Source organism: Actinophytocola sp., from assembly GCF_036002505.1.
GTDB lineage: Bacteria > Actinomycetota > Actinomycetes > Mycobacteriales > Pseudonocardiaceae > DASYTH01.
The window spans coordinates 21,674-33,783 of sequence record NZ_DASYTH010000466.1 but is presented as its reverse complement, the minus strand read 5'-3'; the positions used below and the strand labels follow the sequence as shown (position 1 = coordinate 33,783).

Sequence of the window (12,110 nt, the reverse complement as noted above, 5' to 3'; positions counted from 1 at the left end):
CTGGGCGTGAGAAAGGACGCCTTCCTCGCATCCACTCCACAATGGACACTGAGGTGCCGCACGGCTCAGCACCACCGGCACGCCACCGGCCTCGGGTAGCACCGCCTGAGGCGCTACCCAAACGATCTTGAAACGGCCCTGCTCGTAGCGTTCGTCACGGAATACAAGGACCGGTTCGGAGTCGAGCCGATCTGTGCCGTACCGACCGAATTCGGTGTCAAGATCACTCCGTCCACATACTACGCCGCCCGCTCGCGCCCGAAATCACGGCTCGAGATCGAAGATGAGGAGCTGATGAAGGAAATCAGCGAGTGTATGACGAAAATTACCGAGTGTACGGTGCCCGGAAGATGTGGCGTCGGCTGCAGCGCGAAGCGTCGGGGCGGGCGCGGCCGGACCGAACGGCTCATGCGCCGGCTGGGCGTCGCCGGCGTGGTGCGCGGTAAGACCGTGCGCACCACAATCCAGGACAAGGATGGCGTCCGGCTGCGGAGCTGGTGAAACGCCAGTTCACGGCCGGCGCACCGAACCGGCTCCGGGTGGCGGACTTTACCTACGTCGCCATCTGGGCCGGCACCGCCTGCGTCGCCTTCGCCGTCGACGTCTTCTCCCGCGGGATCGTCGGCTGGCGGGCGAGTATGCCGAAGGAAACCGACCTGGTCCCCGACTCCATCGACATGGGGCTGCAACACCGTGACTACCGGCCAGGTGACGACGCAGAAAGCTGGACCTCGTCACGGTGGCGGCGCCGATCAACACCGACAACCCACCCCAGCCGACCGCAACAAGATCGGCGCGGCGCCGCCGAATTAGGCGTCGGAGTCGGCCGGCAGGTACGGATGGAACTACTCGACGACACCGGCCGGCTCCTAGACTGGCGAACCTACCCCGCCACAGAGACCGGCGGGCAGTTCCCCACCCCGCTGACCCCACTCCCGGCATAGTCCGACAGACACGCCAAGCCGGCCGGGCGTCGGGCAAGCGAGACCGGTGGCCGACGCGGGATGGTTGCTCGACGACGACCCCGACAAGGTCGGTTCAGGTGCCACACCGGTGGTGGGATTCGGAGTCGTGGTCAGTGCCCGGCTGATGGTTCCCGAGGAAAGGGGCTTTCTGCCGGTCGGGCGCGTAGAGTGAAAGCCAGTGCCCCAGCCCCCGGCGTGTCGCTTATCGACCGAGGGGGTTCTTGATGGCATCCGTTGATGTTGCGGGGAGCACCAGACTCCAGCAGATTACGGTGGCGGCCATCGCGCGCGCTGCCGGGCGGGGCCTGTTCACCGCGGCCGAAGCCGGGATGCTGATCGATCGAATCCACGCCCAGTCAGCCATACCGCCACCGTCCATTCAGGACAGTCAACGGCCCGGAGTCGGCGAGCACCCGCGCAGCCAAGCACCGATCGATCCTGACGGGACAGTTCAATGACCGCGGTCCTCTCACCCCCAGGACCCGCCCCGGATCCCAAGCCTCTGGTCCTGCCCGGCCGGTCCGTGGACGGGCAGATCCTGGTGAGGTTCGGCTGGGCGGGCGACGTGCATTGGACCAATCCCGACCAACTCGCCCGCCTCAGTCGGGACATGACCGTCGCGGACGACGAGTTGCCCGGCCGAAGAGAAACGTCGTGATCGCAGTCCGGCGCAGTGCGTGGTCGGACCGTCCCCTGGGAGCGGCCGTCGCCGCACCAGACCCCCGCCCGGAAACCGCACCCATCACCGCTCCGGCCACCTACACGTCGCGGTCGTCACCGTGTCCGGGCCGGCGGGGATGACCCCCGTGAGCAGTCCCCGGGTGAGTGAGATCCTGTCGCGCGTCACCGCCGGGCGAGCCTCGGATACCTCGCTGCCGGCCCGGTTGTGCGCCGAGTGCCTGTCGGCGCTCCCGGTCAGTGGGGTCGCGCTGGCGTTGATGACCGACGACGGGCCCAGCGGTGTGGTGCTCGCGGCCACCGACGCGCGGGCCCGGCAGTTGGAGGAGTTGCAGTTCGCCCTCGATGAGGGTCCCTGTGTGGAGGCGTCCCGCGGGGATCATCCGGTGCTGCACCCCGAGCTCACGGCGACCGGGTCGGTGCGCTGGCCGCGCTACGGTGCGGCCGCGTTCGACGCCGGCGTGTACGCCATCTTCGCCTTCCCGCTGCGGGTCGGCGCCGTTCGCATCGGTGTCCTGGACCTCTACCGCGACACCCCCGGACAACTGACTGCCGCCGAGTTGGCCGACGGATTGGCCTTCGCCGACGCGGCCATCGTCCTGTTGCTCTATCTGCAGGATCATCCCGGCCCGGATGGCGAGCGCGCGGCGTTGACCGGGCCGATCGACAGCCGGGCCGAGGTCCACCAGGCCACCGGAATGATCACCATTCAACTCGGCATCAGCCTCCCCGAGGCGCTTCTGCGGCTGCGCGCCCACGCCTACGATTCCGGGCAGACGGTCACCGAGGTCGCCGCGGATGTGGTCGCCCGCCGACTGCACTTCGACGACAGCGAGCCCCCAAGCGAGTCCGGCGGTTCGACAACGGATCAGTGACCCCCAGTGAGACCAAAGGCAGCGGGATACATGGCCAGCAGGGAACAACTCATCGCCACCACGTTCGTCGAACTGGCCGACACGCTGGTCGCCGACTTCGACGTCATCGACTTCCTGCACACCCTGGCCACCCGCAGCGTCGAGCTGCTCGGCGCCAGCGCGGCCGGGATCATGCTCGCCGACCAGCGCGGCGAGTTGAAGGTGATGGCCTCCTCCACCGAGGAAGCCCGCCTGCTGGAACTCTACGAACTGCAGAACAACGAAGGCCCGTGCCTGGACTGCTACCGCACCGGACAACCGGTGGCCCGCGCCGGCCTACCCGCCATGCACACGGCGTGGCCGGCATTCACCCCGCGGCTGCAGCAACTCGGGTTCCACTGCGCCCAAGCACTCCCCATGCGCCTGCGCAGCGAAACCATCGGCGCGCTGAACCTGTTCCGCACCGAACCCGGCCCGCTGAGCGAGGCGGATCTCGGCATCGGTCAGGCGATGGCCGACGTAGCCACCGTCGGCCTGCTGCAGGAACGCGCCATCGCCGCCCGTGAGCTGCTCGCAACCCAACTCCAGGCCGCGCTCACCAGCCGGGTCGTGCTCGAACAGGCCAAAGGCATGCTCGCGCAACGCACCAGCCTGTCCCTGGACCAAGCCTTCCAACTCATGCGCGGCTACGCCCGCAGCAACAACCGCCGCCTCAGCGACGTCGCCGCGCACATCATCAACGGAACCATCGACAACGACCTTCTCCGCACCGACCGGCGCCCCAAGCCCACCACCCCGCCCGGGCCATGACCACCCCGACCGGTGATCCCTCGACCTGGCCCCGGGGTGAACAGGGCGCCCGGGCCTACTACCACCAGCCTGCGCCAGCCGACCTGTCGGCACCCGGCACAGCTGTCGACCGTGATCTCATGGCTCGGGCGGTTGCCAGGTGGTCCGTCGTTTCAGCCCATCGACAAGCACGTCGAGGCCGGCTGCGAATCGTTCGTCGCGGTTGTCGAGCCACACGTGGGGGCCGAGCGTGACCAGGGTCGGGAAGCGGTCGTTGGGCAGTGCGCGGAAGAACTGATGGAGTTGCTCTCTGGTGGTCGGGTCGTGGACGCGTTGCTGGTTTGCGGAGGTGCGGGTGTTGCCGACCTCGAAGCCGAGGGTGTAGCCGACGATCAGGAAGAAGGCATGGCCGGCCTGGTGGTGGGGAAACCCGGCGGCGTGGAGTGGTCGCAGGAAGGCTTCGGCGAGGGCAAGAGAGTGCGGCCCGAGGGGGTCGCGAGCGGTCAGCAGGGCGGCGACCCCGGGGTGGTCGGCCAGGACGGTGCGTAGCCGATGCGCCAACACGGTGATCTGCTCGGTCCAGGGTTGTGCGGGATCGAGGTCACAGTCGATTTCGGCGAGCACACCGTCCAGGACGAGGTCCTGAAGCCGTTCCTTGTTGGGCACGTGGCGGTAGAGCGCGCCGGGGACCACGTCGAGACGAGCGGCGAGGGCGCGCATGGTCAGCCCTGGAACGCCGTCTTGAGCGATCAGGGTGAGTGCTTCGGTCACCACCCGCTGCCGGGTGAGTGTGGGGCGCCGCTGGTCGGCGGTCTCCGGGGCGCTGAACCACAGCGTCGCGTCGGCATCCACCGGGTTCTCTCCCGTTCAGAATTGACTGTGAACTTCGTTCACGATACAGTGAACATGGTAGCTCGACAAGTGAACAGTGTTTCTCTCGTTTGGGACATTCATCCCGAGCCGCCGATGAAATAAAGCAAGGAAGTTGTGCGATGGAAGTCATGACGCGCTGGGATGCTTTTCAGGATCTGCGCGCCGCGCAGGATCAGGCGATCTACTACCTGACCAGGATGTTGGGTCAGACCCGCGGGCAGGAACTCCAACAATCCGGCTACGCAGCCGCCAGCACGCCCACATGGGCCCCGGCGGCCGATATCTCCGAGCGCAAAGACGCCTACATCATTCTGATCGAACTCCCCGGAGTGAAGCTCGACGACCTGGACATCGCCTACCAGGACGGCCTGCTCACCATCCAGGGCGAGCGGGGTCTGGACCCGACCTCAGCAGAGGAGCAGACCCACCTGATCGAGCGCCGCTACGGCCAGTTCCGTCGCTCAATCACGCTGCCCCTCCACGTGGCCGCGGACAGAATCGACGCGTCGTTCGAAAACGGTGTGCTGCGCCTGCTGGTGCCCAAGGCCGAGGAGGCCAAGTCCAGGCGCATCGAGGTTCACGCCGTTCGGCCGCAGCCCCCCGCGCTCACCGGTACACCAAACGGCACCAACTGAGGCCACTGTCGTCCCCGCTCAGCGCGAGCGGGGACGGCGGGTTGCCCAATTCAGTCCCCTCCGGCCTGAACGAGGATTCCGCGCGGAGATGTCCGAGCTGGCCGGGGAGTAGGCCCTGATGGGAGGTGATCGTGTGGGAGTTGTGCCAGTGGCCAGCCACTACTCGCCGAGCGCCCCGGCGAACCTGCTCACAGAACACGCCCCGGCCGCTACAAACGTCCATGACCTGCTGAGCGCCTACACCCCCGCGGAACTCGTCCGCACCACCGACTCCAACCAGCAAATGCCGCGCCGCCACCAACCGGATCCTCGACCACTACCTACACCCGGCACATCCGCCTACCTGCCGCTGCGCCCGCTCGACACGCGACGAACGTCAAGCCGGGCGGCCGGGCGGCTGAGGTGGTGCCTCGGCCAGACGGGTGTGCAGCCGGACGCGGATCTCCTCGGGGGTGTAGGCGCGGCGGCGACGCTCGTCCCGAGCGATCACCACGCCGGTGGCGGCCACCCCGATGAACGCCGCAAGGCCGAGCATCTTCCACCAGCGCACCGACCTAGGCTAGCTCCCGTGCCGGGCACCCAACTCAATCTCGACGAGGCCGTCGCTCTGACGCGCACGGGGGACGTGTGGCTGTTTCGGGGCCGCTCCGCCGCCGACCGGACGATTCAAGTCACCACGAACAGCCCCGTCAACCACGTCGGCATGGCGGTGGTCATCGAGGACATGCCGGCTCTGATGTGGCACGCGGAACTGGGGCGATCGCTTCCGGACCTGTGGGCGGGCATCCACCAACGTGGAGCGCAACTGCACGATCTGCGCAGCGCGGTCGTGGTCTGGACCACCCGGTACCGGCAGCGGGTCTGGTTGCGCCAGCTGCAGTGCCCGCGCACCCACGAACTGGACGACGCCGTGCTGCGCACCATCGCCCGCCTGGACGGCACCCCATTCCCCAGCACTGCCCAACTCGCCGCGCGGTGGCTCAGTGGACGGGTGCGCCGCAGAACGCGCGACACCCACGACATCGGCCTTGACACCGCTTACTGCGCGGAGATCCTCGCTCTCACCTACCAGGCGATGGGCCTCCTACCTCCGGAGCGCCGGCCGAACTGGTACGACGCCGGTCGGTTCTGGAGCGGCGACCGCCTCGACCTGGCCGGCGGAGCCGAACTCGGCATGGAGATCGCTGTCCACTTACCTGCCTCCGACGCCTGACCACCGGAAATCGAAGGGCGCAAAGTCGATTCGGCCCGCGGACGTCACCGGAGATTGGCGGTCGTCTTGGCTAGCCGGTCGAGGATGTGCGGCGGTGAGGTCGGGCACCTCCCAACTGCGGGGACGTGGCGGATCGATACCAGACGGTCCCGCTCGCCGCTGCGCGAGCAGGCACCAGCACCCGTCGAGCCCGGTTCGTCAACCGCGCCTCGGGTCAGCGCGTGCATACGCTGCTACTCGTCGGCGCGAGCTGTTCTAGGCTCTGGGCTGGTGAGCGCAACGCTGGTGGCTAAAGGGTTGGCAGCTGGGCACGGGGACCGGATGTTGTTCTCCGGTCTGAACCTGGTGGTGGCGCCGGGGGATGTCCTCGGGCTGGTCGGGGTGAACGGGGCGGGCAAGTCGACCCTGCTGGGGGTGCTCGCTGGGCTCGTCACTGCCGAGGCGGGCACGGTCCGGCTCAATCCGCCTTCGGCGACCGTGGGTCATCTGCCGCAGGAGCCGGATCGCCGGCCAGATGAGACGGTGCGCGCTTTCCTCGGTCGTCGCACCGGCGTGACGGCCGCGCAGGTCGAGTTGGACGCGGCGACCACAACCCTGGCCAACGGCGGGTCCGGCGCGGACGAGGGTTATGCGGTGGCGTTGGAGCGGTGGCTCGCGCTCGGCGGGGCCGATCTGGATGAGCGGATCGGCGACGTGGTGGCCGACCTCGGCCTCACGGTCGGCGTCGAGGCGCCGATGACGTCGCTTTCGGGTGGTCAGGCCGCCCGGGTGGGGATGGCGTCGCTGCTGCTCGCTCGCTACGACGTGTTCCTACTCGACGAGCCGACCAACGACCTGGACCTCGACGGCTTGGAGCGGCTGGAGGCGTTTGTCACCGCGTTGCGGGCCGCGACCGTGTTGGTCAGTCACGATCGGGAGTTTCTGGCCAGGACGGTGACCAGCGTCCTGGAGCTGGACCTCGCCCAGCAGCAGGTTCGCGAGTACGGCGGCGGCTACGAATCCTACCTGGCCGAACGGGAGGTCGCCCGCAGACACGCCCGCGAGCGTTACGAGGAATACGCCGACACCAAGGCCGGATTGGAGCTGCGGGCCCGCACCCAGCGCGCATGGATGGACAAGGGTGTACGCAACGCACGCCGCAAAGCCACCGACAACGACAAGATCGGCCGCAACAAACGGGTCGAAACCACCGAAAAGCAGGCCGCCAAAGCCCGCCAGACCGAAAGGCTCATCCAACGTCTCGACGAGGTGGAAGAACCCCGCAAGGAATGGGAACTGCGGATGGAGATCGCCGCCGCACCCCGAGCCGGCGCCATCGTCGCCGCGCTGCGCGGTGCGATCGTCCGCCGCGGCGGGTTCACCCTCGGACCCGTCGATCTGCAGATCGCCTGGGCCGACAAAGTCGCCATCACCGGCGCCAACGGCGCCGGCAAATCCACCCTGCTCGCCGCCCTCCTCCGTCGCCTCGCACTGGCCGAGGGACACGCCACACTCGGCCCGGGCGTGCGCGTCGGCGAGGTCGACCAGGCCCGCGCCCACTTCACCGACGACCGAGCCCTGCTGACCACCTTCGAAACCCAGCTCCCCGACTGGGCACCCGCCGACGTCCGCACCCTGCTGGCCAAGTTCGGACTCACCGCCGCCCACGTCCTCCGGCCGGCCGGCAGCCTCTCCCCCGGCGAACGCACCCGCGCCGCACTCGCCCTCCTCCAGGCCCGCGGCGTGAACCTGCTCGTGCTCGACGAACCCACCAACCACCTCGACCTGCCCGCCATCGAACAACTCGAATCCGCGCTGACCACCTACCCCGGCACCCTGCTCCTCGTCACCCACGACCGACGCATGCTCGACACCGTCCACACCAACCGACACATCCACCTCACCAACGGCACCCTCACCGAGCAACCTCCCAGATGAATCAGCTGCACTCAGGTGGTGAACGTGCATAGTGGACAGTCTCGGCAGGTCACGCCGAACACGACGCGCGGATCAAACCGTCATTTGTCGTCAGGACTTCCCGATAGGCAGATGGTGCCGCCCTGGATCGGCCGGCGACAGGTCGGGCGTCCGATCCGCTATGGACAGTAGCTCGGCGTACCGGCCGAGCATGCGGTCGCCGACGCGCCGGTAGAACTCGGGCAGGGTGGCGGTCCGTCCCTCGTGGAATGCCAGAAACCTCCGATCGGACCGCAGCATTCCCAAGATTTGACGGAAGCTGGCGATGTCGGCCCGGAAGCTCGCGGTGCGAGCCCGGTGCACGTAGCCGATGGCGCGGTGCGAGCTGGTCTGCAACCGGCGGCGCAGCATCTGCGGCGACGCGGCGTACGCGTAGAGCTCGATGAGCTTCTCGTAATAGGTCACCGGATCGTAGTGCTTGAGCGTGGTCACCAGGTACGGCGCGTAATAGAAGATGAACGGCATGCCAGCCAGGATGCGTCCGGCGGCGGCGAGCTCCTCGTGCAGCGGGGTGCCGCCGAACGGCACCGGGATGTTGATCGTCGGATAGACGAACGGGGTGCGGTCCATGAACCGTTTGGTCAGCTCGACCGGCTCGTCACCCTGGTCGGTGTCCAGGCCGAAGATGAAGTTTGCCTGCAGGTAGGGCACATTCTCGGCGAGCACCGCGAAGTGATCGGCCACCCGGTCGACCTTCGCCACGCCACCGGCACGGCCGACGCCCGCCTTGTTCGAGTAGTCGGTCCACGACTCGACACCCGGCGCGACCATCGCGCAGTTGGTCTCCTTCAGCCGGCGCGGCCGGTCCCCGCGCAACACCGTGAGCGAACTCTCGATGATGTAGGGCGGCCGGCGGCCGGGTGGCTGGGCCTCCAGCACGTCGAAGACCTGGTCGAACGTCACGGCGAAGTTCGGGTCGTGGAAGACGATGAGCGCACCCGGCAGATGCCGCGACACGTAGCGCAGGTCGGCATCGAGCCGGTCCGTCGAGAGTGGACGGTAGGTGCTGTTCCAGTCGATGCAGAAGTCACACCGGTACGGGCAACCCATGCTCGCAAGCATCGGAACGGCCGACAGCCGTAGCCGCCTGCGACCCCAGAAGAAAGCCGAGGAACGAATCTCGGGCATCCGCTCCTCGACGGCCGGCACGTCGTCGAACGGCTTCGCGGCCGAGACGATCGAGCCCGGGTCGAACTGCCCGGCCAGGATGTCGGCGACCAGCTCGGCGTCGCACTCCTGCACCACCAGGTCGAAGAAACGAAGGCAATCAACCGGAAACGCCTTGGCGTGCGGGCCACCGACCACCGTGCGAACCCCGGCTCGGCGGTAGAGCGTCGCCAGCGCGTAGGCAAGGTGACTGACCTGTGTGTAACAGGCGATGAACACCACGTCCAAGTCGGCCGGAAGCTGCCGGTCCGGACGGCCGACACCGTAGTAGGTGGCATAGAACGTCTGATGCCCCAACCGCCGGCACCACACCGAGACGGCCTGCGGCGTGATGCTGGCGAACTGCTTGGTGATCAGCAGCCGGTAGCCGAACTCCGCCGGCCGCCGGGCCGGTAGACCCAGAATGTCAAGGATGCCCACCTTCATCGCGTGCCCGTCCCGGTGTCGAGGGAACGCCGCCGGGGTCTCGGGCGAACGCGGAGTCGACGCGAGTCTACCCCGGAGCGCGGGATGGGCGCTCCGCCTGCTTGAGCTCGGTGCCAAGCCGGCTACGCGCTGTCCGGGCCAGCACCGTGAACCTGCTGCTATGTCAACCCGATGGTGTAGTCCATGTTCTCGACTCACTCGCCCACGACGGACGCCTCAACATCATCGCAACAAGCGGCAGGCCGGCGACCAAGCCGAATACGACGCCAAAGAAGCCGAGCAGCGCGGGATGAACCCGCTCCCCCGCGCCGCCGATGTCCGCTTCCTGGAAACGACGTGGTCGACCCTCCGCGTTCAGCAACGTGCTGAAGGTACGTGGGGTGCAGGTCGCCGGGCACCGCATCCTGCTCGCCGACCGCCCAGCCACCCCAACGCCATCGCCGCGATCCTGCTCGCCGTCCGCGACACCACCGGCGTCCGTTCGCACTGCCACTTCGAATGGAGCGAAGGTAACCCACTCGGACACCTGTTCCGCTACCTCATCCTCGGCCAGCCCCCCGGTCGTCCACGAAATCCTCCGAACAAGCGGAACCGACCCCACTCACCGACCCGGCATCCACGTCGGAGGCTGCTCGCTGCCGGTGGACCGGTTCATGTCACCCGTAGGGTGTGGTTGGTGTGGTGGGGCCTGGTGTGCACAGTGGTCGCCGCCGCCGCGTTCGGGGCGGCGTCGGTGCTGCAGGCTATCGCCAGCCAGGCGACGGTGCATGGTTCGCGGGCGGTCGATCCCTGGTTGCTGGTGCGGGTTCTGCGGCAGTGGCGGTTCGTCGCGGGGGTGGGGCTCGACGTGCTGGGTGCTGTGGCGCAACTGATCGCCCTGCGGGTGCTGCCACTGTTCGTGGTGCAGGCCGCGCTGGCCGCGAGCCTGGCGGTGACCGCGATCCTGGCCCGGCTGCTCGGCACCGTCCTCGGTCGCCAACAATGGGCCGCGGTCGGTGCGGTGTGCGTCGGCCTTGCCCTGGTCGCGACCTCCGCCAAGGCCCAGGGCTCCGCGACGGTCGGCACCGGATTCCGGGTTGGGCTGGTGATCGCGGTCGCGTTGCTCGCCGGGCTCGGCGCCGCCGTGGCACGGCTGCCGGCCGCCCAGCGGGCACCCGCACTCGGCCTGATCGCCGGGCTGGGCTTCGGCGTAACGGCGATGGCCGGACGGGTCATCACTGGATTCGCACCACGAGACCTGCTCACCGACCCTGCCAGCTACGCCATCATCAGTGCCGGACTGCTAGCCATGCTGTTCCTCGCCTCGGCGTTGCAACAGGGCCAGGTCACCACAACGACCGCCCTGATGGTCCTCGGCGAAACCGTCATACCAGCGCTCGTCGGAGTGCTCGTCCTGGGCGATCAGACCCGCCCTGGATTCACCGCCGTCGCCATCACCGGATTCCTCATCGCGGTCCTCGCCGCACTAACCCTCGCCCGATTCGGCGAACCACCAGTCACCCCTACCCGCCCGACCCCAGCCACCTCCCACCCCCACACACCCCACTGATCCAGGCTCGCCGGCCGGCACCACCCACGGTCCAACCGCACACGTCGGCATCCTCCCGACGCCGGGTGCCGTACCCGCTTGGTCGGGAGGCTGACACTGTCCACGCCGTCGAAACAGGAACTCCCCCGGCGGGTGCACCGAAACCTTCCCAACCCGGCCGCCGACCGCGTCGAACAGTGAACCTACGTGGTCGGGTGCCGGGCCAGTCGACCTTATCGCCAAGGGGCCTTATTTCCGGCGAGCGCGGAAGTGGCTGAATCGGCGACTTCCAGTCGTTCGATGGTGGATATTCCGTAGATTCAGATCATGGTCGCTTCCGGACAGTCTACTCCGGATTTGCGACGCACACAGGAAGCTGGTTACCAGAGATGGGCCACGTCTACCACGACCCGATCGGGAAGGGTGAGGACCCGGAACGGCAACCGCGCCCGGACCCCGAGCCCGACTGATGTCGTTCCCTCGAAGGACCCGGCCCAGGCGACCTGCCGGAAGGTCTGGAACCCGGTCACGTTCACCAACTCCGCCGGGTTCGGATACACATACGTCGGCGTCCCCGACTCGTCGTAGGCGGGCGCTTGGACCGTCACCTGTAGCTTCGCTCCACCTCGCAGTGGCACCGGGTTGCCTGTCGGGTCATGGGTCACCTCATCGACATAGGACACCCAGTACCCGTCCACGGGCCCTCGCAGGTCGAACACCAACCGGTCGTAGCAGTCGTGGCGGCCGGCGCGCAGCCCGACCAGTTCCGCGCTCGTCGTCGGCGAGGCCGACTTCGCCGTGGACCCCCACGCGATCCCGCAGTACCCGGACGTCGCCGACACGGTCGCCGGCGCCACGCCGACCAGAACCGTCAGCGCGACCGCGACCAACCCTGCTCTACCTAACATCACTCGACTCCCCTCGAAAGAAACCGCAGACACGGCTCACTACAAGAGACGCACGGCACATCCGATGGTTGAGTCTCCCTTCCCGCGAAATTGCGTCAGAATTTGATCAAGACGACGA

13 protein-coding genes are annotated in these 12,110 nt (G+C 67.9%); 9 read left to right on the top strand and 4 right to left on the bottom strand.

Annotation, left to right across the window (positions count from 1 at the left end; translation table 11 throughout):
- Nucleotides 1-339: 339 nt before the first annotated feature.
- The 5 genes from VGR06_RS41085 (at nucleotide 340) to VGR06_RS41065 (ending at nucleotide 3,307) form a co-directional block, all read left to right on the top strand.
- On the top strand, nucleotides 340-501 hold the full coding sequence (locus VGR06_RS41085; RefSeq protein WP_327564664.1) for a hypothetical protein: 162 nt from the start codon (nucleotides 340-342) through the stop codon (nucleotides 499-501).
- Complete coding sequence (locus VGR06_RS41080; RefSeq protein ID WP_327564663.1) at nucleotides 498-944, top strand: hypothetical protein; 447 nt, start codon at nucleotides 498-500, stop codon at nucleotides 942-944. The genes VGR06_RS41085 and VGR06_RS41080 overlap by 4 nt, the downstream gene beginning before the upstream one ends.
- Nucleotides 945-1,419: 475 nt before the next feature.
- The gene (locus VGR06_RS41075) at nucleotides 1,420-1,623 is read left to right on the top strand and encodes a hypothetical protein (protein WP_327564662.1); all 204 of its coding nucleotides are present in this window, start codon (nucleotides 1,420-1,422) and stop codon (nucleotides 1,621-1,623) included.
- A 163-nt stretch (nucleotides 1,624-1,786) separates the two neighbouring features.
- Nucleotides 1,787-2,518 (top strand): GAF and ANTAR domain-containing protein, encoded by a 732-nt coding sequence (locus VGR06_RS41070; protein WP_327564661.1) that lies wholly within the window; start codon nucleotides 1,787-1,789, stop codon nucleotides 2,516-2,518.
- A gap of 30 nt (nucleotides 2,519-2,548) precedes the next feature.
- A complete protein-coding gene (locus tag VGR06_RS41065) occupies nucleotides 2,549-3,307 on the top strand; it encodes a GAF and ANTAR domain-containing protein (RefSeq protein ID WP_327564660.1) in 759 nt (252 codons plus the stop codon).
- A 117-nt stretch (nucleotides 3,308-3,424) separates the two neighbouring features.
- On the opposite strand, the gene VGR06_RS41060 is transcribed toward VGR06_RS41065, so the two are convergent.
- Complete coding sequence (locus tag VGR06_RS41060) at nucleotides 3,425-4,138, bottom strand: TetR/AcrR family transcriptional regulator (RefSeq protein ID WP_327564659.1); 714 nt, start codon at nucleotides 4,136-4,138, stop codon at nucleotides 3,425-3,427.
- Nucleotides 4,139-4,278: 140 nt separating this feature from the next.
- Here VGR06_RS41060 and VGR06_RS41055 point away from each other — a divergent pair, with 140 nt between their 5' ends.
- Nucleotides 4,279-4,794, top strand: a complete 516-nt coding sequence (locus VGR06_RS41055) for an Hsp20/alpha crystallin family protein (protein ID WP_327564658.1) — start codon at nucleotides 4,279-4,281, stop codon at nucleotides 4,792-4,794.
- Nucleotides 4,795-5,170: 376 nt separating this feature from the next.
- Here the strand turns inward: VGR06_RS41055 and VGR06_RS41050 are convergent, their stop codons facing one another.
- A complete protein-coding gene (locus tag VGR06_RS41050) occupies nucleotides 5,171-5,344 on the bottom strand; it encodes a hypothetical protein (protein WP_327564657.1) in 174 nt (57 codons plus the stop codon).
- Nucleotides 5,345-5,362: 18 nt separating this feature from the next.
- Between VGR06_RS41050 and VGR06_RS41045 the strand changes: the two genes are divergently transcribed.
- Complete coding sequence (locus VGR06_RS41045; protein ID WP_327564656.1) at nucleotides 5,363-6,007, top strand: hypothetical protein; 645 nt, start codon at nucleotides 5,363-5,365, stop codon at nucleotides 6,005-6,007.
- 270 nt (nucleotides 6,008-6,277) lie between these two features.
- Entirely contained in the window at nucleotides 6,278-7,924 is a 1,647-nt protein-coding gene (locus tag VGR06_RS41040) for an ABC-F family ATP-binding cassette domain-containing protein (RefSeq protein ID WP_327564655.1), read from the top strand.
- A 90-nt stretch (nucleotides 7,925-8,014) separates the two neighbouring features.
- On the opposite strand, the gene VGR06_RS41035 is transcribed toward VGR06_RS41040, so the two are convergent.
- Nucleotides 8,015-9,556, bottom strand: coding sequence for a radical SAM protein (locus VGR06_RS41035; protein ID WP_327564654.1), 1,542 nt, complete (start codon nucleotides 9,554-9,556; stop codon nucleotides 8,015-8,017).
- 676 nt (nucleotides 9,557-10,232) lie between these two features.
- Here VGR06_RS41035 and VGR06_RS41025 point away from each other — a divergent pair.
- Nucleotides 10,233-11,105 carry a hypothetical protein gene (locus tag VGR06_RS41025; RefSeq protein ID WP_327564653.1) on the top strand — a complete coding sequence of 291 codons (873 nt, stop codon included), beginning with the start codon at nucleotides 10,233-10,235 and terminating at the stop codon, nucleotides 11,103-11,105.
- A 359-nt stretch (nucleotides 11,106-11,464) separates the two neighbouring features.
- Here VGR06_RS41025 and VGR06_RS41020 read toward each other — a convergent pair whose 3' ends face one another.
- On the bottom strand, nucleotides 11,465-11,992 hold the full coding sequence (locus VGR06_RS41020) for an AMIN-like domain-containing (lipo)protein (RefSeq protein WP_327564652.1): 528 nt from the start codon (nucleotides 11,990-11,992) through the stop codon (nucleotides 11,465-11,467).
- Nucleotides 11,993-12,110: the final 118 nt, after the last annotated feature.